We start from the raw sequence: 24,818 nt of genomic DNA on the forward strand, positions 1-24,818 counted from the left end.
CCCCCGCAGGGTATCATTCAATCCGGTTTCACTCCACGAAGCGAAGTCATGGAGCCGTCACAACTGCGCCTGCTTGCGCACCGCGACCGCAGCGATCTCCCGCTCCGATACCGCCGCGCGAAGCCCAAATCCCTTCACGATGGCGAAGATCGCGGGAATCACGATCAGCGTCAGCAAGGTCGACGAGATCATGCCACCGATCATCGGCACCGCGATGCGCTGCATGATCTCGGAACCGGTGCCGGTGCTCCACATGATCGGCAACAGCCCGGCCATGATGGCCACCACCGTCATCATCTTCGGCCTGACCCGCTCGACCGCGCCCTCAATGATCGCGCGATTGAGATCGTCACGATCGACCGCGCGTCCCTCGGCCGCGCGACGCGCCGTGATCTCGGCCAGCGCGTGGTTGAGATAGATCAGCATCACGACGCCGGTCTCGGCGGCGACACCGGCCAGCGCGATGAAGCCGACCGCGACTGCAACCGACAGGTTGAAGCCGAGCGCCCACATCAGCCAGAGCCCGCCGACCAGCGCGAACGGCAGCGACAGCATCACGATCATGGTCTCCGCCACCGAGCGGAAATTGAGGTAGAGCAGCAGGAAGATGATCAGAAGCGTCACCGGCACCACGATCCTGAGCCGCGCGGTGGCGCGTTCGAGATACTCGTACTGCCCGCTCCAGACCACATAGGTGCCCGGCGGAAACTGCACGCCGGCCTGCACCGCGCGCTGCGCATCCGCGACATAACCGCCGAGATCGCGATCGCGGATGTCGACATAGATGTAGGTCGCGAGTTGCCCGTTCTCGGTCCTGATCGTGGTCGGTCCGCGCGCCGGCGTGATATCGGCGACCTCGCCGAGCGGCACCGCGCCGCCGGCCGGCATCGGCACCAGGATGTCGCTCGCGATCGCGCTCGGATTGTCGCGCAGGTCGCGCGGATAGCGCATGTTGACGGTGAAGCGCTGGCGCCCCTCCACCGTCGTCGTGACGCTCTGGCCGCCGAGCGCGGTCGCGATCGTGTCCTGCACGTCCTGCACCGCGATGCCGTAGCGCGACAGCGCCTCGCGGTTCGGCGTGATCTCGAGATAGTAGCCGCCGAGGCTGCGCTCGGCATAGGCCGACGAGGTGCCGGGCACGCCCTTCACGACCTGCTCGACCTGACGCGCGAGCTTGTCGATCACGGCGAGATCGGGGCCGATCACCTTGACGCCGACCGGCGTCCGGATCCCGGTCGACAGCATGTCGATCCGTGCCTTGATCGGCATGGTCCAGGCGTTCGAGACGCCGGGAAATTGCAACGCCTTGTCCATCTCGGCGATCAGGCCGTCGAGCGTGAGGCCTTTGCGCCATTGCTCCTTCGGCTTGAGGTTGACGACGGTCTCGAACATCTCCGACGGCGCCGGATCGGTCGCGGTGGCAGCGCGGCCGGCCTTGCCGTAGACCGAGACGACTTCCGGAAAGCTCCGGATGATGCGGTCCTGCATCTGCAGCAGTTCGGCGGCCTTGGTCACCGAAATCCCCGGCAGCGTGGTCGGCATATAGAGCAGCGTGCCCTCGTTGAGGTCGGGCATGAACTCGGTGCCGAGCTGCCGCGCCGGCCAGACCGTGACGGCGATCGCTGCGAGCGCCAGCAGGATCACCAGCGTCTTGGCCCACAGCACGCCGTTGATGACCGGACGGTAGATCCAGATCAGGAAGCGGTTGATCGGATTCTTGTGCTCGGGAACGATCCGGCCGCGGACAAAGATCACCATCAGTGCCGGCACCAGCGTCACCGACAGCAGCGCCGCCGCCGCCATCGCGAACGTCTTGGTGAAGGCGAGCGGCGCGAACAGCCGGCCCTCCTGTGATTCCAGCGTGAAGATCGGCATGAACGACACGGTGATGATGAGCAGGCTGAAGAACAGCGCCGGTCCGACCTCGGCCGCGGCCTCGATCAGGATCGCGACCCGCGACCGGCCGGGCGCGGCGCGCTCCAGATGCTTGTGCGCATTCTCGATCATCACGATCGCCGCATCGATCATGGCACCGATCGCGATCGCGATGCCGCCGAGGCTCATGATGTTGGAGCCGATCCCGAGCAGCTTCATCGCGCCGAACGCCATCAGCACGCCGACCGGGAGCATCAGGATCGCCACCAGCGCGCTGCGGACATGCAGCAGGAACACGATGCAGACCAGCGCGACCACGACGCTCTCCTCGAACAGCGTGCGCTTCAACGTGTCGATCGCCGCATAGATCAGGTTGGAGCGGTCATAGACCGGCACGATCTCGACCGATTGCGGCAGGCCGGTCGCGATCTCCTTGAAGCGCTTCTTGACGTTCTCGATCACATCGAGCGCATTGACCCCGAAGCGTTGCAGCACGATGCCGCTGGCCACCTCGCCCTCGCCGTTCAGTTCAGTGATGCCGCGCCGCTCGTCGGGGCCGAGCTCGACGCGCGCGACGTCGCGCAGCAGCACCGGCGTGCCGTTGTCGGTCTTCAGCACGACGTTGCCGAGATCGTTGATGTCCTTCAAATAGCCCTTGCCGCGAATGACATATTCGAACTCGGAGAGCTCGACGGTGCGGCCACCGACATCGGCATTGCTGGCGCGGATCGCATCGCGCATCCGCTGCATGGTGATGCCGCGGTCGCGCATCCGCTGCGGATCGAGGATCACGTTGTATTGTTTGACGAAGCCGCCGACGCTCGCGACCTCCGCGACGCCTTCCGCCCGCGCCAGCGCGAACTTCAGATTCCAGTCCTGGATGGTGCGGGTGTCGGCGAGGTTCAGCTGCTTCGACATCACGGCATATTGGTAGACCCAGCCGACGCCGGTCGCGTCGGGACCGATCGTCGGCGACACGCCGGCCGGCAGCCGTGACGCCGCCCCGTTGAGGAATTCGAGCACGCGCGAGCGCGCCCAGTAGATGTCCGTGCCGTCCTCGAAGATGACGTAGACGAAGGAGACGCCGAAGAACGAGAAGCCGCGCACGACCTTCGACTTCGGCACCGTCAGCATCGCCGTGGTCAGGGGATAGGTGACCTGGTCCTCGATCACCTGCGGCGCCTGGCCGGGATACTCGGTGTAGACGATGACCTGGGTGTCGGAGAGATCGGGAATCGCATCGAGCGGCAGGTGCAGGAGCGCATAGAGGCCGGCCGCCGCCGCGAAACCGGTGCCGAACAGCACCAGCAGCAGGTTGCGCGCCGACCAGGCGATGACACGGGCGATCATGGCTTGCCTCCATCCGTCATCCCGCCCTCGCCCGCCGCCTGCTTGGTGCCGGCCTCGGCAAAGCCCTTGATCGCGGCCTTCAAATTGCTTTCGGCATCGATCAGGAAGGTCGCCGACGTGACCACCGCATCGCCCTCCGCGATCCCGTCGCGGATCTCGACATAGCCCTCGCCGCGCCGCCCGAGCTTGACCTCGCGCGGCTCGAACCGGCCGTTGCCGCGGTCAAGCAGCACGGTCTGCCGGCTCCCGGTGTCGAGGATCGCATTGTCGGCCACGGTCAGCACCGGCGCCGGACTGCCGGTGTCGATCTCGGCGTCGACATACATGTCCGGCAGCAGCGCGAGATCGGCATTCTGCAATTCAATCCGCACCCGCGCGGTGCGGGTGTCCTTGTTGACCTGCGGATAGATCACGCTGATCTGGCCCGCGAAGGTCCGCCCCGGATAGCTGCGCGCGCGCACCATGACCTGCTGCCCGACCACCATGCTGCCGAGATCGCGCTCGGCGACATCGACCAGCGCCCACACGACAGAGACATCGGCGATCCGGAACAGCACGTCGCCGGGCTGGGCGCGCATTCCCTCGATCGCGGCACGCTGCAGCACGATGCCGTCGCGCGGCGACAGCCACTGGATCGCGAGCGGAACCGTGCGGCTTTTCTCCATCTCGGCGATGACAGGCTCGGGAACGTCGAGATTGGTCAGCCGCTGCTTGGAGCCGCGTCCATAGGGCTCGATATTCGCGGTCGTCTTCGACGTGATGGTCGCGACATATTCGGCTGCGGCGGACGATATCGCCGGGCTGTAGATTTCCATCAGCGGCTGCCCCTTCGTCACCCGGCTGCCGGTCGTGACGTCGGCGATCTTCTGCACGTAGCTCTCGGCCCGCATCGCGATCACGGAGACGCGCCGCTCGTCGAGCTGGATCGTGCCGGGTGCACGCACCAGCGTGCGGATCCGGCGCAGCTGTGCCGCTTCGGACTTGACGCCGGTGCGCTGGATTTTTCCGGGCGACAGCGTGACCATCCCGTCGTCGCTGTCCTCGCCGTCGTAAACCGCGATGTAATCCATCCCCATGGAATCCTTCTTCGGCACCGGCGAGGTGTCGGGAAGGCCCATTGGGTTGCGATAGTATCTGACCTTGCGCTCGCCCTTGGCGGCAGGCGCAGCCATGTCGGCGGAGCGCTCGGGCTCGCCGGTACCGGCATCGGTGTCCGCCGCAACAGGCAGATAGTCGCGCCCATCCGCCGTCTTCTTCGGCGTCGCCGAGTAGAACGGCTTGCCGTCGGGATCGCGGTAATAGATCGGCGCAGCGCCGTCCGCCGCATGGGCGGCGGAGACGATGGCAGCGATCGGCGGTCGCGGCAGGCCGCGAGCGGTCCATGCGACGCCTGCCGCTGCGGCGATCGCAGCGGCAGCGCCGGCCCAGATCAGGCGGCTCATTTCTCGGCCGTGACGACGAGCTTGTTTTCGACCGAGCCGGTCTCGCCCTGCACCTTCGCGTCGAGCGACAGCTGCCAGCGGCCGGCCATGCCGAAGGTCGCCTTGAACCGGTAGGTGCCGGGCTCGGTGCCCGGCATCGGCGTCACCTTGGTGGCCATCTCCTGCATGCCGTCGGGCGCCATGTCGAGCCGGGTCGAGAAGATGACCGCGTCGGGCACGGCTTTTCCGGTGGTCCTGTCGACCAGCCGCACCGTGACGACCCGGTCGGCCCCGGCCTTCACCGTCGGCTGGACGAGCTGGAATTCGTAGTTCTTGATTTCGGCGCGAGCGGGTGTGCCTACAAAAGCAACGCCGATCAGCGCAGCCGCAGCGGCGCGCGCGAAGTGAAACGTCTTCATGATTTGATCCTCGATTGGGTCTGATGCACCGCGTCAGCGGCGTGCGACGACACGCGCGCCATCGGCGCACGCGTCAGCGATCAGGCGCTTGCGCGCCTGTCAGACGAGAGTTCGAGGTGGATGATCCGGAGGTTTGGCGCCGAGATCGTCGAGCAAGCGATCGTCACGCGCGGCGAACCTGCTGAGCTGCGGATCGCGCTTGACCAGCGACGCCGTGCCGGCAGGAACCGGCAGCGGAATGCTCAGCATGCAGAGCGCGAGGAACGGACAGTCTTCGCAACCCTTGCTCTTGGTCTGCTCCGGACAGCACGGCATGTCGGCCATCGCCTGCCCGGACATGGCCTGCTCGTCCGGCATTGCCTGCATCGCGGTGGCCGAGACATCCGGAATCATCCGGGCAAATGTCGGCGCCACGGGCGCGAGCAACAGCGCGGCCGCGACGAGCAACAGAATCCAGAGATTGGCGAGCCGCCTCAGATGCATGCCCGACTTGTCGCACGGATCAGCGGAACCTGCAAATCCGTGCGACTTCACGATCGCGCCAGCGCCGCCTCACGCCTGCTTCAACACCGCCGGATCGACCGGCATCCTTCGCAGCCGTTTGCCGGTCGCCGCGAAGATCGCGTTGCTGATCGCAGGCACGATGCCCGACGTTCCGGTCTCGCCCATGCCGCCGGGCGGCTCGGTGCTCGGCACGATATGGACCTCGATGGCCGGGGCCTGGTCGATGCGCAGCATCTGGTAGCTGTCGAAATTGCTCTGCTCGACACGGCCATCCTTCAGCGTGATCTCGCCGTAGAGCGCGGCGGTGACGCCGAAATTGATCCCACTCTGCAGCTGCGCCTGCACCGTGTCGGGATTCACGACAGTGCCGCAGTCCATCGCGCAGACGACGCGGTGGACGCGGACCGAGCCGTCCTTGGCCACCTCGACCTCGGCAATCTGCGCGAGGTAGCTGCCGAACACGAATTGCAGCGACACGCCGCGGCCGCGCCCGGCCGGCAGCTTGCCGCCCCAGCCGGCCTTGGCCGCCGCCAGCTCGAGTGCCGCCTTGGCGCGCGGCGACCTGCCGAGCAGCGCCTTGCGATAATCGAGCGGGTCCTGCTTCGCGGCCGCCGCCACCTCGTCGATCATGCTTTCGGTGACGAACACGTTGTGCGAGGGCCCGACGCTGCGCCAGAACGCGGTCGGAATGCCGGGCGGCTCGACCCGGACATATTCGACGTGGAAGTTCGGAATGTCGTAGACGAGATCGATCGCGCCCTCCGTGGTGTCGGGGTCGAGGCCGTTGCGGAACGCCGGCGGCGCCCATCGCGCAATCACCGACGAGCCGGCGAAGCGATTGTTCCAGGCGACCGGCTTGCCTGTAGCATCGAGACCGACCGCGATCCGGTCGCACCAGTACGGCCGGTACATGTCGTGCTGGATGTCCTCCTCGCGGGTCCACACCAGCTTGACCGGCGCATCGACCTGCTTGGCGATCTGCACCGCGCGAATGACGCCATCGACCTCGAGCCTGCGGCCGAAGCCGCCGCCGAGCAGATGATTGTGCACCACCACCTTCTCCGGCGGCAGGTCCAGCATCTTGGCGGCCACCGCCTGCACGCGCGAGAGCGCCTGGTTGCCGACCCAGATCTCGCAGCCGTCGGCGCGCACATGCACGGTGCAGTTCATCGGCTCCATCGTGGCATGGGCGAGGAACGGCAGCTGATAGCTCGCCTCGAGTTTGGTCGCGGCGCCCGCCAGCGCCTTGTCGGCGTCGCCGATATTCTGCGCGACCGCGCCCGGCTTCGTGGTGGCGGCTTCGAGCTCGCGCGCGATATCAGAGGTGGCGAGCTTGGCGTGCGGCCCGTCGTCCCATTCGATCGTGAGCGCGGCGAGACCTTTCTTGGCGGCTCCCATGTGATCGGCGATCACGGCGACGGCGTCGTCGAGCTTCACGATCTGGCGCACGCCGTTGACGGCCTTCGCCGCCGCATCGTCCACGCGCTTGACCTTGCCGCCGAACACCGGCGACTGCGCCAGCGTCGCGATCCTCACGCCGGGCGGCCGCGCATCGATGCCGTAGACCGCCGTGCCGTTGATCTTGGACGGCGTATCGAGCCGCTTGGCCGGCGTGCCGATCAGCTTGAATTCGGCCGGGCTCTTTAGCGTCACCTTCTCCGGCACCGGCATCTGCGCTGCGTCAGTCGCCAGTTCGCCGTAGCCGAGCTTGCGTCCGGAGGCCGTGTGATGCACCTCGCCGTTCTCGGCGCGGCAGGTGGCCGGATCGACGTTCCAGCGCTTCGCCGCGGCCGCGATTAGCATCGCCTTCGCGGTGGCGCCGGCTTTCCGCATCGGCTGCCAGGCACCGCGCATCGCATTCGAATTGCCGGTGGCCTGCACGCCGAGCAGCGGATTGGCATAGAGCTTGTCGCTCGGCGGCGCATGCTCGAGCTGCACCTGCTTCAGGCCGATCTCGAGCTCTTCGGCGATCAGCATCGGGATCGAGGTATAGGTGCCCTGCCCCATCTCGACATAGGGCATGGTCAGCACGACCTTGCCGTCGCCGCCAATCCGGATGAAAGCATTCGGCGCGAAGTCACCAGCCGCCGCGGCCTCGCTTTCGCGGCCCGCGAACGGCAGGCTCACGCTCAACATCAGTCCGCCGCCCGCGATCGCACTGGCGCGGAGGAAGTTGCGCCGCGACAGTTCGGCGGCGCGCTCAGTCAGATTGTCCATCAGCGTCATGGCTCAACCTCCCGACTGCGCGGCTTGCTTGATGGCTTCGCGAATGCGCACATAGGTGCCGCAGCGGCAGATGTTGCCCGACATCGCGTCGTCGATGTCAGCATCGGTCGGCTTCGGCTTGCTCGCGAGCAAGGCGGACGCGGACATGATCTGGCCAGACTGGCAGTAGCCGCATTGCGGCACCTCGTGCGCGAGCCAGGCGTCCTGGATCTTCTTGCCCGCCGTCGTCGCGCCGACCGCCTCGATGGTCGTGATCTTGGAGTCGCCGATGCTGTCGATCGTGGTGATGCAGGAGCGCACCGCGGTGTCGTCGAGATGCACCGTACAGGCGCCGCACAGCGCCATGCCGCAGCCGAACTTGGTGCCGGTCATGCCGAGCACGTCGCGCAGCACCCACAGCAGCGGCGTATCGCCGTCGGCATCGACCTGATGACTGGTCCCATTGATCGTGATCTGGAAAGGCATCCTGACACTCCTGTCCTGGTTCGAGGCCCCGCGCGGGATCGCGTCCCCCGGGCGAATTCGGCGGTATTTCAAAGCAATCGAATGCATCATCGCGCCGATTACTCACTCGTGGTAATAAATAGAAATCTTACAGGCTATAAGCGGCGCCTTGGTCCGCAGTGAAATGACTATTGGTTTATAATCATGGATCGACTGACCAGCATGTCCGTGTTCGCCCGCGTCGCCGATCTCGGCTCTTTCACCGCGGCGGCCAAGGAGCTGCGGATGTCACCGACCATGATCGGCAAGCATATCCGTTTTCTCGAGGATCGGCTCGGCTCGCAATTGATCAACCGGTCGACCCGGCGACAGGGCCTCACCGAACTCGGCCGCAGCTATCTCGACCACTGCAAGCAGCTGCTGGAACAGGCCGAGGCCGGCGACGCGCTGGTCGAGGAGGCCTTGAGCGCACCGCGCGGCAAGCTCCGCGTCGCGACCTCGGTCGCGTTCGGATCGTACAGCCTGGCGCCGGCGCTGGTGCGCTTCATGAAACGATATCCGGACGTCTCGGTCGACCTCATCCTCAGCGACCGGATGGTCGATCTGCTCGAAGAAGGACTCGACGCCGCGATCCGGGTCGGCACGCTGACCGACTCCACCATGATGTCGCGCTCGCTGTCGCCCTATACCGGCGTGGTGTGCGCCGCGCCGAGCTATCTCGCCGAACGCGGCACACCGACCCATCCAGGCGATCTCGCCGTCCACGAATGCCTGCGCTATCCCGGCTGGGCGGACCGGCAGCGCTGGACGTTCTTCGGACCGGAAGGCGAAGTGCATGTCGAGGTCGCAAGCCGCCTGTTTATCAACAGCGCATTCGGCATCCGTTATGCAGCGCTGGCCGGCGCCGGCATCGTGCTGATGCGCGACGAGCTGCTGGCCGACGATATCGCCGCGGGCCGGCTGCAGGTCCTGCTGCCGAACTACACGACGCAGGCCCGCGCGCGCCAGATCCTGTGGCCGAAGAACCGCAAGATGACGCCGAAGCTCCGCGCGCTGATCGATTTCATCGTGGAGACGTATGGGTAATCATGTCGCGGGAACGCGCATGCATGGTTCATGATGCCGCAACAAGTTCGCTGTCGTCCCGGGCAAGCGAAGCGCGACCCGGAACCCATAACCACAATTGTTCGTTGCTGCACAATGCTGGGGCCACAACTCGCCTCAACAACGGAAGCCTGTGGTTATGGGTCCCTGCTTTCGCAGGGACGACACCGTTATTGCGGCAATCGAAGCAATCCTGTTGCTGCGCCCCTCACTTCACCAGCGCCTCGACCTCCTTGCGGAAGGCCTGGCGCGAGCCGTCGCGGGAGTAGAACATGTGGCCGCCGGGATAGACCACGAGCCTGGTGCGGCTCGGGCCTGCGAAGGCCGGCAGCTGGTCGAGGATGATCTTGGAGGCGAAATACGGCGTCGCGAGATCGAACAGGCCGTGGCCGATCAAGAGCTTCAGCTTGGGGTCGAGCGCCAGCGCCTGGCGCAGCTGGCTCACCGACTCCGGCGGACTGATGCCGTGGCCGAATTCCCACGCCTTGTTCACGCTTTCGCTGAGCAGATGATAGGAGCCGTCCGGCCGCCAGTTCAGTCTGCGCGTGGTGAGATCGACGGCAGCGCTGGTCAGCGGCGCCATCAGCGGATCGCCGGACGGATCGTTGAAGCGGAAGTAGCTGGAATCCGGATAGGGATCGAAGCCTTCGATGGAGGCGTCGTAGCGGCCGGTCACCTTGCCGTTCTTGCGATCGAACTCGCGGCGGAATTCGCCGATGTCGAACCGTCCGGCGAGCCTGCGGCTGACCGCCTGATCGATACCGGTCAGGCTCGCCACCTTGTCGGCGAGCCGCGCGGTGGCCTCGGTGTCGGCCTGCCCCTTGACGAGGTCGAGCAGGAAATCGCCGCGCGCATAGTTCTCCACATCGGCAAGATCCTCGCGCGTCACCGGCCCCTTGGCCTGCCGCGCCACCGCCGTCATGGTCGGCAGGCTCGCGACATATTGCAGGATGCTGGAGCCGGTATAGTCGCGGAAATCGAGCACCGGCGAGATCAGGATCAGGCCGCGCGGGCCGACGCCCTGCTGCATTTGCAGATTGCGCACCACCTTGGGACCGCGGATGCCGCCATAGCTTTCGCCGGCGACATATTTCGGCGAGGTCAGCCGGTCGTATTTCTCCAGCCAGCGGCGGATCACCAGCGCGACCGAATTGGCGTCGCCGTCGACCGTGAAGAAGCGCTTGCGCGCATCCTCCGAGGTGGTGACGAAGCGGCTGTAGCCGGTGCCGACCGGATCGATGAAGACGAGATCGGTGAAATCGAGCCAAGTGTCGGCGTTCGGCTGTAGCTCGGGCGTTGCCGACGACACCGCGCCGTCGAACGGCAGCCGCCACGGCCCGACATTGCCGAATTGCAGCCAGGCCGACGCGGAGCCCGGTCCGCCGTTGAACAGGAACGTCACCGGACGGCTCGCCTTCTCGGCACCGTCGAGTTGATAGGAGGTGTAGGCGATGTCGGCGAGCGGCTCGCCCTTGTCGTCGAACACGCGGATCGAGCCTGCGGTCGCGCTGAAGTTCAGCGTACGATCGGGCAGCGCGACCGACTGCTTGGTCGTGGAGTCCGGCGGCAGGCGGTGCTGCTCGGCGGTCGATGCGCTGGCCGCGGCGCTGGCGCCGGAGCCCGCCTCGCCGCGCCCTGCCCGCCCCTTCTGGCCGCTTGGGTTCTGACCGCCCGGAGCCTGCGCACTCGGCGACGGCGATGGCTGCGGGGCCTCGTCCTCGGCCCGCGCCACGGTTGCGAGGCAGGCCACCAGCAACGCCGCGGCGAGCCGTGTCGCAAAACTGTTAGCCATGCCGTTCACTCCCTGCACCCTTGTTTACGCAATCCACCGGCAAACTGCGCTAGCCTGGCGGCACCGGCAAGGCACGCGGTCCGGTCCCGGACCATCTCGACAAGGCCGCCCGGGATGTATAGACGAGCGCGGCGTGTTCCGTGCCAAACGAGTTCGTGAGCGATGGCTAGCTCCAAGCGGTATGACAAGATCGCCTTCGTCGCCAGCGTCAGCGCGGAAGCGCAGACGGCGCTCGTTGAGCTGACCTCGATGTACGGCAACCATCCACCCGCCGATGCCGACGTCGTGGTCGCGCTCGGCGGCGACGGATTGATGCTGCAGACGCTGCACGCCAACATGCGCAGCAACAAGCCGATTTATGGCATGCACCGCGGCACCGTCGGCTTCCTGATGAACGAATTTTCGACGCACGATCTGCGCACGCGGCTGGCGGCTGCGCGGGAGTCGCTGATCAATCCGCTGCTGATGCGCGCGACCGACATCCACGGCGCCGTGCACCTGCATCACGCCATCAACGAGGTCGCGCTGTTCCGGCAGACCTACCAGGTCGCCAAGCTGCGCATCCTGATCGACGAGCATGAGCGGATGCCCGAGCTGATGGCCGACGGCATCCTGGTGGCGACGCCGGCCGGCTCGACCGCCTACAACCTCTCGGCCCAGGGCCCGATCCTGCCGATCAACGCGGCGCTGCTGGCGCTGACCCCGATCAGCGCGTTCCGGCCGCGGCGCTGGCGCGGCGCGCTGCTGCCGAATTCCGCCTTCGTGGTGATCGAGGTGATCGAGGGCGAGAAGCGCCCGGTCGCCGCGGTCGCCGACCATGACGAGGTCCGCGACGTCCGCCGGGTCGAGATCCTCTCCGACAAGACGATCGCGATGCGGATGCTGTTCGACCCCGGCCACTCGCTGGAAGAGCGCATCCTGCGCGAGCAGTTCGGCTACTGACGCCGGCGCGCCCCGCCCTGCTCCTCCTTGCCCGGCAACCAATCATTAACCCCGGGCGGGATATGGTTAACGTCGGGTAATACCGCGTTTGGCCCGGTATGCCCCTTCGGGACCGGACCATGTATCGGATCGATTTCAACAAGCTGCGATTCTTGATTTGCGACGACAATCCGCACATGCGCCGCATCCTGCGCACGCTGCTGCATTCGTTCGGCGCGCGCGAGGTGTATGAGGCCGAAGACGGCGCCACCGCGCTCGAGATGTACACCCACTATGTGCCCGACATCGTCATCACCGACTGGTCGATGCCGATCTTCGATGGGCTCGAGCTTGCGCAGATGATCCGGCAGCCGGAGTCCAAAGGCAATCCCTACGCGCCGATCATCATGCTGACCGGCCATTCCGAGAAGCGCCGCGTCACGGTGGCGCGCGATGCCGGCGTCACCGAATTCCTGGCCAAGCCGATCTCGGCCAAGGGCCTCTACCAGCGGATCATGAACGTGGTCGCCAATCCGCGCCCGTTCATCAAGACCAAGACCTATTTCGGTCCCGACCGGCGCCGCAACACCACCAACACCTATATCGGCCCCGAACGCCGCGGCAGCGGCGAGGTCGAGATCCTGCAGCAGCCGTCGCTGCTCGAGAAGGCGCGCTCCGCCATTTAGGAACCGTCATGGCCAAGGACAATTTCAAGGACAAACCGGGCAGCATCGAGGTCAAGAGCTTCGGCACGCATCACGTGATCACGCAGCCCAATCCGCTGCGCAAGGTGCTGCTGCGCGTGCCCGAGAGCGATCTCGACGATCCGGTCAGCCGCGCCGAGAAGGCGCTCGCGGGGTTGTCGGGCGAATTCAAGGAATGGATGACGATCGAGGCCGACCGCCTCTCCGCCGCGCACGCCACCGTGCTGCGCGAGGGCTTCAACGACAAGACCCGCGAGGAGCTGTTCCGCGCCGCGCACGACATCAAGGGCGATGCTGCAACGTTCGGCTATCCCTCGGCGGCGGCTGCGGCCGAAAGCCTGTGCCGCATCATCGAGCACGCGCCGGATCTCGCCGCCGTGCCGGCCCAGCTGATCGCCCACCACATCAACGCCGTGCAGGCGATCGTGCGCAATCGCACCAAGCTCGACACCGCGGTCGTGGCCGGCGTGTTGAGCAAGCAGCTCCGCGGCATCGCCGATGAATTCCTGACCCACGCCAACCGCGACCGGCCCGAGCATCTCGAGGCCATCCTCGCGCCGAGCATCGTGCCCGGCGAATAGCGGCGTGCCGCGGCACTGGCCGCGGCTTCCATCATCGTCCATCACACGGGAAGCGCGGCGCTCAGGCCGCGATCAGGTCGTCGTCGTAAGGCAGCACCGCAATCGCGTCTTCCGCGGCGAGCTCCTCGCAGAACATCCGCGCATCCTCGCGGGCCGATTCCGTCGCAAAGCGGCGCAGCAGGATCAACAGCGGCTCGGCGGCCGAATGGTCGGTCTCGCAATGGGTCAGCACGCGCTCGACCATGCGGCGATGCAGCCGCGCCGCGCCGTCGCCGCTGTCGACATAGCCGACTTCGTGGCTGGCCTCGAGCGCGACGCGGAACGCCGCGTAAGTGGATTCCGGCAGGCCGGCGCGCCGCAGCAGCGCCTGCAGGCCGTTGCCGCCGCGGTCGTTCAACAGCGCGGTGACGCGGCCACAGGGCAGCCCGGACAATTCGGCGAGCGCCGCCCCGAACAGATCGAGATTGCCTGACAGCAGCGCGCGCAGGATCAGCCCGGCGGTCAATTGTCCGGTGGCGCGCAGATGCGTGATCAAATTCTGCATGTCGTCGCCGAAGGCGCGCGCGGCGATGTTCACCGTGGAGCGTTCCTTCGCCTCGCCGGCAATGCGGTCGGCGCGGTCGGCGCCGAGCCAGTTTCGCGCCACGACGAACTGCGCCAGCGTGTCGGAGAGCTTGGCGACCAGCGCCAGCCGCGTCGCGGACGGCAGGTCTTCCAGCGCCAGCATCGATTCCCGGATCGCCGCGAGGTGGCCGTGGCGCTCGACGATGCGATCCCAGGAGAACGGCGCGAGCCCGGCGTAGGGATTCTCGATCAGCTCCAGCGCTGCCGCCGCCGAGCCAACCTCGGCAATCGCCGCGGCGACCGAGGCCGGCAGATTGGCGCGGCGCGCGATCGCGCACTGCATCTCGTCGGAGCCGGTCGCGACGATGTCGACCAGGTCGGCATCGATCAAGAGCGGCGAATGCTCCAGCACCGGCAGCGCGATCGCCGGCTGGTCGGCCGACAGCGCCTGCACGATCGTAGCCGGCGCCTCCGCGCTGTATGCGAACACCTCGGCCATCGCCTGCCGCACCAGCGGCGATGGGTCGTCGAGCAGCATCAGCAGCGCGCCCTCGGCTGCGATGCGGTCGTCCTCGGTGAGATCCGAAATGAGCCAGGCGCGGGCCAACGCCCGTGTCGCCTCTGCCCGCTCGCCTGCTGGAGCGGTCCTAATCCAACTAATGAACTGCCGAACGATCATGGTCCTGCCGGCTTACGCAACGAGACGGCATCGACATACGACGCCACTACAAGGAAAAATAAACCATGACGCTTAACAAAGGGTTCACCATAAACGTTTGGGATTATTGACGTTTCGTTAAGACGGCCCGAGCGCGCCAAGGCCCGCGCGAAAACAGGCAGCGCTAGCTGTTGCTGTAGGTGCCGTTGGGATCGCTGAACAGATCGAGCCGTCCGGGGGCGCGGACCTTCGGCGTCGCCGACGCGGTCAGCGATGCGGAATTGCCCCACAATTCCTGCACCGCCGGCGAGATCGGCTCCGACCGATCGCCGCCCTGGTAGAGCGAGCGGAAGGACGGTGCCGGCTGTGCCGATGCGACAGCCGGGGTCGCACCAGCCGATGAGGCCGCACCGGCATTCGGGAAGGTCGAGAGATAGGACGCGGTATCCATGCTGACCGCTTGAGTCGGCGTCGCGCTGGCGATCGCATAAGGCGACATGGTGTCGCCGCCGGCCGCGGCAAAGGCGGTGCGCGTGTCCTTCGAATTCGCGGCCGCCGCGTAACGCGTCGTCAGCACCGAATAGACCTGGCTGACGCTGCGCGCGCTGCCCGACTTGTCGTAGAAGATCGACTGGTTCGCCGCCGCGGCTTTCGGAAACATCGCAGCCGCGTTGGCGCTCGGACTGTCCTCGGCACTCGAGATCAGCTTGCCGGCGCCGCCGACACCCATGAAGTGCGCCATGTAGAGCTCGGCATCGGTCGGACGACGGCCGAGCGTGCCGGTGAGCTTGAAGCTGTTGGATTGCGTCAGCACCGCCGCCATCGACGACGCCGCATCGGGATCGTCGCGCAGCTTCATCACCGCGCTCCGCGCGGAGGGATCGCTGACCGAATAGCTGCCGTCGGAATTCTTGGTAATGGCGTCGGCATATTGGCCGTAGCCGAGTTGGCTTCCCGCCTCCTTGACCGTGCCGAGCCAGGTCTGGTCGATGAACTGATAGAGCCCATGCGCCGAGGAGGTCGTGGCGCCGGCCTTCGGATTGAAGTTCGATTCCATCTTCGCGGTCGTGAGCAGATATTCGAAGCTGGTGCCGGTGGTCGCGGCCGCCTGCTTGATCGAACCGGCGACCTTCAGGCGCGAAGCATCGACACCTGCCGAAGCCGTCGCGTTGAAGAGGTCGACCGCCATCTGTCCGGGTGCCTTGCCGGGCGCCGGCAATCGGCACCCATGTCCCGTCAACCTGCCGTAATTATGGTTAACGGCAGGTTAATATCCCGGCTCAGGGCTGGGCCTCGTAGTAATGCGCGACCTGGTCGATCTCTTCAGGCGTCATCTGGCGGGCGATGTTGCGCATCTGCTGGCTGATGTCGTTGCGCCGGGCTCCGGACGCAAAGGCCTCGAGCTGCGCCTTGATGTAGACCGCCGACTGGCCGCCGAGCCAGGGGCTTCCAGCCTTGTTGTCGATATCGCCGTGGCAGGAACCGCAGGGCGGGATGTTGCGCATCGGGGCGCCCGTCACCACGACTGCCGGCGCGGGACGCCGGGTATCCAGATTGTTGGAAGGCACCCGCGGCAGATAGGCGTAATAGGCCGCCACGTCCTTCATGTCCTGGTCGCTCATGGCAGCTGCGAACGGGCTCATCACGACATTGACCCGCGCGCTGGTCTTGAAGTCGTTGAGCTCCTTGTACGTCACCGCGGCAAACTGCCCGGCGAGGTTCGGTGAATGGGCGTCGCTGACGCCCTGCGGTCCGTGGCAGATCGCGCAACGCTGCGCCAGCGTCGCGCCACGCCCGATCGAGACCTGATTGACCTTGGTCAGCATCTCCGACGTCATGACGACGTTGGAGGTCTTGAAATCCGGTTTGACGGCGGCTTCCTGCAGGGCGGCGCGCGGCACGCCGGCCGCGCTGCAGATCGCATCCCAGACACCGGCAAGCTTGAGGTTGGGTTGCGCCAGCGGCAACCAGATCAGGCCCGCGATCGCCGACAGCACGGCGATGACAACCGTGATGCCGACGCTGGTGCGGAACCACGGATTACGCACCGAGAACAGCGGCTGATCGCTCATCGGCTTGCTCCGACATAGACCGCGGGCACGCTGGTCTCGTTCAGCGCCATCAGCTGTGCAATCGGGAAACCATAGTTCACCACGGTGAGGCCGACCATCAACGCAAGCCAGAGGCCGAACGAGTTGAGCGCGACCGGAATCCGCGCCGGCATGTGCAGCGGCACCGCGAAGCGATACGCGCCCGCCTCGCCTCGCGCGCCGAACTGGCCGCGGATCAGCACCAGCAGGAACAGCAGGCCCGACAGCAGCAGGATGAAGCCACCGATCGCCGACATCGTGACCGACACGGCCTGCGGCGAGACCGCCGGGTTGGCATAGTCGTAGTATGCCATGCGGCGCGGCATGCCGAGAATACCGACATAGTGCCATGGGAAGGTGGTCACGATCATGCCGACGAACCACAGCCAGAGCTGCGTGCGCATCAGGCCGAAACTGTCCAGCGCACGCCCGGTCAGATGCGGCCACAGATCATAGGCGATGGCAAAATACATGATGACGATGGCGCCGCCGAAGATCAGGTGGAAATGGCCGGTGATCCACTGCGTGTTGTGCACGGTGGCGTCGAGCTGATAGCTCATGTTGATCAGGCCGCCGGCGCCGCCGAAGCCGAGCATGACCAGTGAGAGCGCCGTCGCCAGCATGATCGGATTGGACCATGGCAGGGCGCCGATCCAGCCGAATGCGCCGCGGCCACCGCGCAGGCGGCTCGCGATCTCGGCGGATGCGCAGATCGTGAACACCGTGAGCAGCGTCGGCAGCGCGACGAGACCGGTGAACACCGAGTGCATGAACTTGAATCCGGCACCGACCTGCGGATCGGCAAACAGGTGATGCACGCCGATCGGCATCGCCACCACGACGAACAGGATGAACGAAATCCGCGCCATCGCGTCGCTAAACAGCCGGCCGCCGATCGCCCGCGGGAAGATCGTGTAATAGGCGATGTAGGTCGGGATCAGCCAGAAATAGACGATGGCATGAAGTGTCCACGAGAAGAAGACGCGCGCCAGCCCCGCATCGATCGTCGACTTCAGCCCCAGCGCCACGGGCAGGATCTGGAACAGGATTTCCAACGCTGCGCCGACGGCGGTCCAGCCCCAGAGCAATGAGCCCGCGACATTGGCGTACATCGCAAGCGGCACCGGCTTGCCCGGGTTCTCGCGCTTCCAGATCACGAAATTGGTCACCATCAGCGCGACCCAGATCCATGAGCCGACCACGACCATGACGACGCCGATGTAATAGAAGGGATTGCCGACCATCGGCGGATAGAAGGTGTAGAGCACCGAGGCGAGCCCGAGCGACACCGGGATCATCGCAACGACCGCACCGACCGCGACGAGCAAGAAGCCGGCCCAGGCCCAGCGCCGCCCAATCAGTTCCTTCTCGAGTGAGGCTTCGGTGATCGCATAGCCGAAGCCCATCGCGATCAGCGTCGGGAACACGTAACCCATCGCCGAGCCATGCGCGGTGACCGAGCGATAGTAGAACTCCGGATTGAAATGCCAGGCATTCAACGGGCTGCGCACGAACATCTGCCAGGCACCGAGCACCAGCGCGACGCCGAACACGATGAAGGCGAGCCAGAAATGCGCCGCGATCAGCGGTCTGTTAGTCAACACAGGTCAGCCTCCGCTTTGCTGCCGCCAGGTCGCGGAACGCGGCCTTGTCGATCACCTTGACCTTGCCCCACATGCCCTGGTGACCGATGCCGCAGAATTCCTGGCATGGCATCACGTGATCGCCCGCCGCCTTGAAACGCACCGGCAGGTCGGTGACGTAGCCCGGCACCAGCATCGTGTTGACGTTGGTGCCCTCGATCAGGAAACCGTGGACGACATCGGCACTGGTGGCGCGGAAGGTGATCGGCATCTCCGCGGGCACTACGATGCATTGCGGCGTGAAGGAATATTGCTGGCCGATCGCGCGCACGGTGACCGAGCCGTCGGCCTGCATTTCGCTGCCGAGATTGCTCTCGATGAATTCGCCGGACAGATGCAACGTCTTGGGATCGGCGGTTTCGACCCGGCCCTGCGGCATCGTCGCCTGATGGATGCCGATATACGCCGCCATCCCGACCAGCAGGCCGACAATGATGATCGACAGCGTCGCCCAGCGCCGTTCGACCCGTGCGGCGACGGCCTCGCCGAGGCTATGGTCAGTCTCGCTCGCCATCAGGGAGCGCTCCGCGGCAGGAAGACCAGCAGATAGAATGCAAACCACAACCCGATCACGATGGCCGTCGCAATGCCAGCCACCGCGACCGCACCGCCTGGACCAGCGCGGACGATGGTCTCGACATCATCGTCTTCCGAGCCCGATGCCGGCGGTTGCGGCGAAGACGAGTTGATCATGACCACGCCTCTAATTCAGTGTTGCTGCCCGCAGTTCGTTGGCCTGCCGCGCCGAGACCGGCTCGCCGCGATTGCCCCAGGCCGTTCGAATGTAGGTCACGACCGCCGCGACCTCGTCGTCCGACAGCTTCTGCGCGAATGGCGGCATGCCGTAGGGCATCGGATTGCCCGACGTGCCCGGCGGATAGCCGCCATTGAGCACCATCCGGATCGGGTTCACCGCGGAGACCATCTGGATCGACTGATTGCCGGCAAGCGGCGGATAATCCGGCGGCATGCCCTGCCCGGTCGCGCCATGACAGCTGGCGCAGTCGCGGTCATAGATCGATTTGCCAAGCGACAGCAGCAGACTGCTCTCGGCCGACGGCAGCGCAGTCGACGCTTTTTCCGGGGGACCGCCCTGCGCCAGGCCCTTCAGGTAAACCGCCATCGCGCGCACATCATCATCATTGAGATATTGCAGGCTGTTGTAGACGACCTCGGCCATCGGCCCGTACACGGCGCCCTTGGCGGACACGCCCTTGCGCAGATAGTCGACGATCTCCTCGATCGTCCAGTCACCGAGCCCCGTCTCCTTGTTGGAGGTCAGCGACGGCGCGTACCAGTTCTGCATCGGGATCAAACCGCCCTCGAAGGCCTGCGACTGCCTGCTGCCGCCGAGCGCATTGATCGGGGTGTGACACATCCCGCAATGACCCAGCCCCTCGACCAGGTAGTTGCCTCTGTTCCACTCTGCCGACTTCGTTGGATCAGGCTTGAACTCGCCTTCCCTGAAGAACAGCGTTCGCCAGCCGAGGATCAGCGAGCGGTTGTTGAACGGGAATGTCAGGTCGTGCGGCCTGTTGGGCTGCCTGACCGGCGGCACGGTGCGCAAATAGGCGTAGATCGCGTCGCTGTCCTCGCGCGTCACCTGGGTATAGGAGGCGAACGGCATCGCCGGATAGACCAGGCCGCCGTCGGGGAAGCGGCCGTTGTGCATCATCTGGTAGAACTGATCCGAGGTCCACGTGCCGATCCCGGTCTGCGGGTCGGGCGTGATGTTCGACGTGTAGAGCGTGCCGAACGGCGTCTTCATCGCAAGGCCGCCGGCGAAGGTCTTGCCTTCGCGCGCAGTGTGGCAGGCGATGCAATCACCGGCGCGCGCCAGATACTCGCCCTTGGCAATGACGGCCGGGTCGGCCGCCTTCTGTTGCGCCAGCGTCGTGACGGGCGACAGTGCCAGCATCAGCCCGATAAGCAATCCCGTTGAGGTTCGCGACATCGGCACGATCCCTTCAGTGCGGTTCGCTGCCGCATTCGAGCGGCATCGGCAGGCTGCCGCGCGGCGCGAAGGACGGATCGGCCGGTGCCGGGCGCGATGACAGGTAGGCGGCAACGGCCTTGACGTCGTCCTCGGTCAGCAGGCTTGCGACGATCTGCATGCAATCGGGGGCGAACGCCGTGCGCGTGCCGTAGCGCCAGCCGCCGAGCTGGCCGCTGATATAGACGGCGCGCAGGCCAAGCAGACCGGGAATGCCGGGCTCCATGCCGCCCAATGTGGGACCATGACAGGCCGAGCACGGCGGAATGCCGTGCTGCGCGTCGCCGTTCTTCACGATCGCCTCGCCGCGCGCCAGGATCTCCTTGCTGTCGACCGGCGGGACCGGTGGCGGAAATTCCGGCCTGAGCGAGGCGAAATACTCGGCGATCTTCTTGAGGTAATCGTCGGTCTGAAACTCCAGCAGATAGTTCATCGGCGGATATTTTCGCCGGCCATCCCTGAACGCGATCAGCTGGTTGTAGAGATAGCCGGCCGGCTTGCCGGCAAGACGGGGAAAATAGGCGTCGCTGGTGCCCTCGCCTTCAGCGCCGTGACAGGGTGCGCAGGCAAGCACGCGGGCGGCCATGGTGTCGGGGGCGCGCTCGGTCGTTTGTCCCTGGGCGGTGCCGATCGGTAGCGCAACGAGCGCCAAAAGCGCGGTCAGCGGGAAAAGACAATACGTCACCGTTTTGGCCCCCAGCGCGACGATGAGACCACATCGCGAAACCAGAGGCGCAGAATTCGGCGCGTCGTCCTTGATTCAGATCAATGTTCAGGTGCGGTAGACTGCCGCCGGGTCAAACAGACGGTCGGCATCGACAAAGGACAGCCTGACCTCGCCGCCCTCGCCCTTCACCGCGCGATAGAAGCAGGAGCGCCGTCCGGTGTGGCAGGCGGCGCCGATCTGCTCGACCTTGATCCACACCGCGTCCTGATCGCAATCCATCCGGATCTCGACCACGCGCTGGGTCTGGCCCGAGCTCTCGCCCTTGCGCCACAGCGCATTGCGCGAGCGGCTGAAGTACCAGCCCTCGCCGGTCGCGATGGTCTTGCGCAGGGCTTCGTCGTTCATATGCGCGACCATCAGCACGTCACCGGTCGCGACATCGGTCGCGACGCAGGTCACAAGACCTGCCGCGTCGAACTTGGGCTGGAAGGCCAGCCCTTCTTCGCGGTTGTGGTCGTGGGTCGATGCGGACACGGAAAACCTCGCTCAGGACAATGCGAGGTTACCGGTTCGGTCCTCGCACCAAAGACAGGAAACGCTGCTGCTCCGCCGGATTGTCGCGGAACATGCCGGTGAAGCGGCTGGTGAAGGTCGATGCGCCATGCTTGGCGACGCCGCGCACCGACATGCAGGTATGCTCCGCCTCGATCAGCACTGCAACGCCGCGCGGCTTCAGCACCTCGTCGATCGCGGCGGCGACCTGCGCGGTGAGATGCTCCTGGGTCTGCAGGCGGCGGGCGAAGATGTCGGTGAGCCGCGCCAGCTTGGAGAGACCCACGACGCGCTCCACCGGCGTATAGGCGATATGCGCCTTGCCGTAGAACGGCATCATGTGATGCTCGCACTGCGAGGTGAATTCGATGTCGCGGACCAGCACGAAATCGTCGTAGCCGGCGGTCTCGCCGAAGGTGCGGTTCAGCACTTCGGCCGGGCACTGATGATAGCCCTGGTAGAGCTCGTCATAGGCCTCGACGACGCGGCGCGGCGTATCGAGCAGGCCCTCGCGGCCAGTGTTCTCGCCGATATAGGCAAGCAGCGTCTTGACGGCGTCCTCGGCCTCCGCCCGCGACGGGCGCGGCTGGTCGGCACGGACGGCCGCCGCCATGAATTCTGAGGGGTCGAGCTCGCTGGACTTGGCGTCGACTGGCTTGTTGGGGCGAATCGGCTTGATCAAGGCGTCCATGTCTTCTCCGTTCGACCGGCCCTGGCACTGCCCTTGCAATTGCCTTGGGGCCGGATGTGTCACCGGGCAGACGGGGCGGATCATCGATACCGCCGGGCGCCTGAGTCCCATACTTGTAGCACCATCGTGGCGTATGTGGGCCGCGGTGGCCGCATGGCCGGGCTATGTTTCCGGCGCTGCCGTCCATATATAGGACGGTGAAACCCAGCCGCCAAGAGCGCCCGGCTGGGCCGGAACCAGGCATCTGTCCCCATGCTGAACGACATTTACAACAAGCGGATCATCGAGTTGGCCGGCAATATTCCGCGCCTCGGACGGCTCTCCGACCCCGACGCCAGCGCGACCGCCCACTCCAAATTGTGCGGTTCGACCGTCAAGATCGACCTCAAGATGGACGGCGGCGTGGTGACGGACTTCGCCCATGACGTGAAGGCCTGCGCGCTCGGCCAGGCCTCCTCCTCGATCATGGCGAGCCATGTGGTGGGGTCGACCGCGGACGAGCTGCGCGAATTGCGCGAGACCGTCCGCAAGATGCTGAAGGAAAATGGCCAGCCGCCGCAGGGCGGCAAATGGGCCGACATCGCGCTGCTCGAGCCGGTGCGCGACTACAAGGCCCGCCATGCCTCGACGCTGCTGACCTTCGATGCCGTGGTCGATGCGATCGGCCAGATCGAGGCCAAGGCAAAGCAGCCGGCTTAAGGCTTACCGAGACGGCTGGACCGGCGCCGGCGCTGCCGTGCCGCCGGTCGGCACCACGGCCTCGGCGGTCTTGGTCGCCTTCGCGGCCTGCGGCAGCGCCTCACCCTCCATCGCGCTGCTCACGAAGCGATCGCTGTTTTTCGGCTTCGCCTCGGCCATGGGAATTGCATTGTCCTGCCGCGGCAGCACGTCGGCGACCGCATCCGTGGTGACGAGATTGGTCAGCCGCAATTCGGCGGCCGACAATTCGTGCAGGTCTTCCCACGGCGGCACGCTGAGTGCGAGCGACAGCAATTCGCCCGCGCCACCCATATCGAAAGTGTATTTGGCAAGACGGCCGATATCGCGCTCGACGATCATCAGGTCCTGCGCGGTGTAGCTCGCGGCCTTGGCGTCGTCGGCGCGGTCGCCCATCCAGATCTGATGCACGCGGACATGGGCCGCCGGCGGAACGTAGCGCGTCTTGCCCGACAGCAGCAGGAACACGCACATCGACTCGCAATAGGCATCCGGCAGCACGCTCGCGCGGTCACCCTGCGCGGCCTGATTGACGACGCTGACGCCGACGGTGGTCAGCGCGCCGAGACCGCGGAAGCGACGGCCGAGCGCGATCGCGTCGTTGACCGAGCCGCCGCTGGAGTCGAGCACGATGGTGGCGCCGTTGAGTTGGCGGCCGCGTGCGAACTCGTCGAATTCCTTGGGGCTATCGGCCGTGATGATGCCGACCGCCGACACCCAGCCGCGGCAATTCGGCTGGCAGGCGATCCAGCTGAACTTCATCGGCAGCTTGCGTTCTTCGAGGGTCGAGCCGGCCTGCGCGGAACTGCCCGCGGTCGTGACCGTGCCGGAAAACGCGAAGCAAAGGGCAACGGCGCCGGTGAGCACCCAACTGCGCAACGAGAGCGACTTGACGAGCCTCAATTTGGTTCCTTCCCCCAAGCCCTTGGTGATGCGAGCGGTGGCAATGGCCCCATGGCAATGCGCCACGATTCTGTCATCGGCGCGTTATGGGAACGGTAGCCTTGCTGACCTGGACCGTCCATAGGACCCTTGCTGCAGCGCCATCGGTGCTGTGCAATAGTTGCGAACTGTGGCGTAAATATCTGCAACTGAACAGTTCCTTTGCTTGGAACCCCCGCAAGACTACGTACATACTTGCGTATGCCGTCGACAGATTCACGCCATCCACGATGCATGGACTGTGCCACCACCGCGCGCCGATTGCCGCGCAACTTCGGCCGCGCCTTGATCTGGATCTACCGCCACACGCTGTCGCCGCTGGTCGGCTACAACTGCCGGCATCTACCGACCTGCTCGGTCTACGGCGATGAAGCGATCGAGCGCTTCGGATTATGGGCCGGCGGCTGGATGACGCTGGCGCGGCTGCTGCGCTGCCAGCCTTGGGGCACCTCCGGGATCGACAACGTGCCGGAAGCGAAGCCGCCCGGCGCGCATTGGTACCTGCCGTGGCGCTTCGGCCGCTGGCGTGGCGTCAACGCGGGTTGACGCGGCGTCAACGCGACTTGATCAATTGCCGCAGCGCTTCCAGGCGCAGCGCGCATAGCTGTTCCGGCGGAACTGTGGCGACACTTGGCGCATTGTTTCATTGCCCGCATGGCATCCCCTCGGGGGAGGAAACAACAATGCGCTGGAAAATCAGCCACAACGGTCACGATCCCCGGCAGATCGATTTGCTGGCGGTGCTTGCCCTGATCGTCGTGATCGCCGCCGCCTACGGCTACTTCACCCATAATCCGAGCAAGCCGAACACGACGGCATTCATCGTGCCGAGCCAGAGCGTGAAATGGTGAGCAGCGCGCGTCTCACCGGCTAGAGCATGATCCGGAAAAGTGTGAAGCGGTTTTCCGAAAGGATCATGCTCAAACAAGAATCTAAAGCGCGATGACGATACAACCTGAT

At 65.7% G+C, this 24,818-nt stretch carries 25 protein-coding genes; 7 read left to right on the forward strand and 18 right to left on the reverse strand.

The genetic code is table 11. The annotated features are described in order from the left end of the window. Positions 1-57: 57 nt before the first annotated feature. The 6 genes from BRSPCE3_RS35115 to BRSPCE3_RS35140 all read right to left on the reverse strand — a co-directional run bounded on the left by BRSPCE3_RS35115 (position 58) and on the right by BRSPCE3_RS35140 (position 8,260). Positions 58-3,225, reverse strand: coding sequence for an efflux RND transporter permease subunit (locus BRSPCE3_RS35115; RefSeq protein WP_244071600.1), 3,168 nt, complete (start codon positions 3,223-3,225; stop codon positions 58-60). Next, the gene (locus BRSPCE3_RS35120) at positions 3,222-4,667 is read right to left on the reverse strand and encodes an efflux RND transporter periplasmic adaptor subunit (protein WP_244071602.1); all 1,446 of its coding nucleotides are present in this window, start codon (positions 4,665-4,667) and stop codon (positions 3,222-3,224) included. Before BRSPCE3_RS35120 ends, BRSPCE3_RS35115 begins: the two co-directional genes overlap by 4 nt. Then, positions 4,664-5,065, reverse strand: a complete 402-nt coding sequence (locus BRSPCE3_RS35125) for a FixH family protein (RefSeq protein ID WP_244071604.1) — start codon at positions 5,063-5,065, stop codon at positions 4,664-4,666. The genes BRSPCE3_RS35120 and BRSPCE3_RS35125 overlap by 4 nt, the downstream gene beginning before the upstream one ends. Before the next feature lie 99 nt (positions 5,066-5,164). Continuing rightward, a complete protein-coding gene (locus BRSPCE3_RS35130; protein WP_244071606.1) occupies positions 5,165-5,548 on the reverse strand; it encodes a hypothetical protein in 384 nt (127 codons plus the stop codon). Between the two features lie 69 nt (positions 5,549-5,617). Then, complete coding sequence (locus BRSPCE3_RS35135) at positions 5,618-7,795, reverse strand: xanthine dehydrogenase family protein molybdopterin-binding subunit (protein ID WP_244071608.1); 2,178 nt, start codon at positions 7,793-7,795, stop codon at positions 5,618-5,620. A gap of 3 nt (positions 7,796-7,798) precedes the next feature. Further along, positions 7,799-8,260 carry a (2Fe-2S)-binding protein gene (locus BRSPCE3_RS35140; RefSeq protein WP_244071610.1) on the reverse strand — a complete coding sequence of 154 codons (462 nt, stop codon included), beginning with the start codon at positions 8,258-8,260 and terminating at the stop codon, positions 7,799-7,801. Positions 8,261-8,443: 183 nt separating this feature from the next. Between BRSPCE3_RS35140 and BRSPCE3_RS35145 the strand changes: the two genes are divergently transcribed. After that, positions 8,444-9,325 (forward strand): LysR substrate-binding domain-containing protein, encoded by an 882-nt coding sequence (locus BRSPCE3_RS35145; protein ID WP_244071613.1) that lies wholly within the window; start codon positions 8,444-8,446, stop codon positions 9,323-9,325. 226 nt (positions 9,326-9,551) lie between these two features. On the opposite strand, the gene BRSPCE3_RS35150 is transcribed toward BRSPCE3_RS35145, so the two are convergent. Then, positions 9,552-11,135 (reverse strand): S10 family peptidase, encoded by a 1,584-nt coding sequence (locus BRSPCE3_RS35150; RefSeq protein ID WP_244071614.1) that lies wholly within the window; start codon positions 11,133-11,135, stop codon positions 9,552-9,554. 162 nt (positions 11,136-11,297) lie between these two features. Between BRSPCE3_RS35150 and BRSPCE3_RS35155 the strand changes: the two genes are divergently transcribed. From BRSPCE3_RS35155 to BRSPCE3_RS35165, 3 genes are all read left to right on the forward strand, one after another. After that, on the forward strand, positions 11,298-12,077 hold the full coding sequence (locus BRSPCE3_RS35155; protein WP_244071616.1) for an NAD kinase: 780 nt from the start codon (positions 11,298-11,300) through the stop codon (positions 12,075-12,077). Positions 12,078-12,196: 119 nt separating this feature from the next. After that, entirely contained in the window at positions 12,197-12,742 is a 546-nt protein-coding gene (locus tag BRSPCE3_RS35160) for a response regulator (protein ID WP_050402868.1), read from the forward strand. An 8-nt stretch (positions 12,743-12,750) separates the two neighbouring features. Beyond that, positions 12,751-13,341: an Hpt domain-containing protein gene (locus BRSPCE3_RS35165; protein WP_244071618.1), complete on the forward strand. Its 591-nt coding sequence runs from the start codon at positions 12,751-12,753 to the stop codon at positions 13,339-13,341. Between the two features lie 61 nt (positions 13,342-13,402). Here the strand turns inward: BRSPCE3_RS35165 and BRSPCE3_RS35170 are convergent, their stop codons facing one another. The 10 genes from BRSPCE3_RS35170 to folE form a co-directional block, all read right to left on the reverse strand. Beyond that, positions 13,403-14,584 (reverse strand): DUF2336 domain-containing protein, encoded by a 1,182-nt coding sequence (locus BRSPCE3_RS35170; RefSeq protein WP_244071620.1) that lies wholly within the window; start codon positions 14,582-14,584, stop codon positions 13,403-13,405. Between the two features lie 163 nt (positions 14,585-14,747). Further along, positions 14,748-15,752 (reverse strand): transglycosylase SLT domain-containing protein, encoded by a 1,005-nt coding sequence (locus tag BRSPCE3_RS35175; RefSeq protein WP_244071622.1) that lies wholly within the window; start codon positions 15,750-15,752, stop codon positions 14,748-14,750. A 91-nt stretch (positions 15,753-15,843) separates the two neighbouring features. Then, positions 15,844-16,635 (reverse strand): c-type cytochrome, encoded by a 792-nt coding sequence (locus BRSPCE3_RS35180; RefSeq protein WP_244071625.1) that lies wholly within the window; start codon positions 16,633-16,635, stop codon positions 15,844-15,846. After that, on the reverse strand, positions 16,632-18,257 hold the full coding sequence (locus BRSPCE3_RS35185; RefSeq protein ID WP_244071627.1) for a b(o/a)3-type cytochrome-c oxidase subunit 1: 1,626 nt from the start codon (positions 18,255-18,257) through the stop codon (positions 16,632-16,634). The genes BRSPCE3_RS35180 and BRSPCE3_RS35185 overlap by 4 nt, the downstream gene beginning before the upstream one ends. Further along, positions 18,247-18,810 (reverse strand): cytochrome C oxidase subunit II, encoded by a 564-nt coding sequence (locus tag BRSPCE3_RS35190; RefSeq protein ID WP_244071628.1) that lies wholly within the window; start codon positions 18,808-18,810, stop codon positions 18,247-18,249. The genes BRSPCE3_RS35185 and BRSPCE3_RS35190 overlap by 11 nt, the downstream gene beginning before the upstream one ends. Beyond that, positions 18,810-18,989, reverse strand: coding sequence for a hypothetical protein (locus BRSPCE3_RS35195; RefSeq protein ID WP_244071630.1), 180 nt, complete (start codon positions 18,987-18,989; stop codon positions 18,810-18,812). The genes BRSPCE3_RS35190 and BRSPCE3_RS35195 overlap by 1 nt, the downstream gene beginning before the upstream one ends. Positions 18,990-18,999: 10 nt before the next feature. Then, on the reverse strand, positions 19,000-20,214 hold the full coding sequence (locus BRSPCE3_RS35200; protein WP_244071663.1) for a cytochrome c: 1,215 nt from the start codon (positions 20,212-20,214) through the stop codon (positions 19,000-19,002). A gap of 49 nt (positions 20,215-20,263) precedes the next feature. Beyond that, entirely contained in the window at positions 20,264-20,875 is a 612-nt protein-coding gene (locus BRSPCE3_RS35205) for a c-type cytochrome (protein ID WP_375710005.1), read from the reverse strand. 186 nt (positions 20,876-21,061) lie between these two features. Next, on the reverse strand, positions 21,062-21,490 hold the full coding sequence (gene hisI, locus BRSPCE3_RS35210; RefSeq protein ID WP_244071632.1) for a phosphoribosyl-AMP cyclohydrolase: 429 nt from the start codon (positions 21,488-21,490) through the stop codon (positions 21,062-21,064). 28 nt (positions 21,491-21,518) lie between these two features. After that, positions 21,519-22,199, reverse strand: coding sequence for a GTP cyclohydrolase I FolE (gene folE, locus BRSPCE3_RS35215; protein WP_244071634.1), 681 nt, complete (start codon positions 22,197-22,199; stop codon positions 21,519-21,521). Between the two features lie 252 nt (positions 22,200-22,451). Between folE and BRSPCE3_RS35220 the strand changes: the two genes are divergently transcribed. Beyond that, the gene (locus tag BRSPCE3_RS35220; RefSeq protein ID WP_244071636.1) at positions 22,452-22,898 is read left to right on the forward strand and encodes an iron-sulfur cluster assembly scaffold protein; all 447 of its coding nucleotides are present in this window, start codon (positions 22,452-22,454) and stop codon (positions 22,896-22,898) included. Positions 22,899-22,901: 3 nt separating this feature from the next. Here BRSPCE3_RS35220 and BRSPCE3_RS35225 read toward each other — a convergent pair whose 3' ends face one another. After that, positions 22,902-23,819 (reverse strand): hypothetical protein, encoded by a 918-nt coding sequence (locus BRSPCE3_RS35225; protein ID WP_244071637.1) that lies wholly within the window; start codon positions 23,817-23,819, stop codon positions 22,902-22,904. 240 nt (positions 23,820-24,059) lie between these two features. Between BRSPCE3_RS35225 and yidD the strand changes: the two genes are divergently transcribed. Both yidD and BRSPCE3_RS35235 read left to right on the forward strand, forming a co-directional pair. After that, on the forward strand, positions 24,060-24,404 hold the full coding sequence (gene yidD / locus BRSPCE3_RS35230) for a membrane protein insertion efficiency factor YidD (RefSeq protein ID WP_244071639.1): 345 nt from the start codon (positions 24,060-24,062) through the stop codon (positions 24,402-24,404). 137 nt (positions 24,405-24,541) lie between these two features. Continuing rightward, the gene (locus tag BRSPCE3_RS35235) at positions 24,542-24,709 is read left to right on the forward strand and encodes a hypothetical protein (protein ID WP_244071641.1); all 168 of its coding nucleotides are present in this window, start codon (positions 24,542-24,544) and stop codon (positions 24,707-24,709) included. Positions 24,710-24,818: the final 109 nt, after the last annotated feature.

The sequence above is a fragment of the Bradyrhizobium sp. Ce-3 genome (assembly GCF_022835695.1).
Classification (GTDB): Bacteria; Pseudomonadota; Alphaproteobacteria; order Rhizobiales; family Xanthobacteraceae; genus Bradyrhizobium.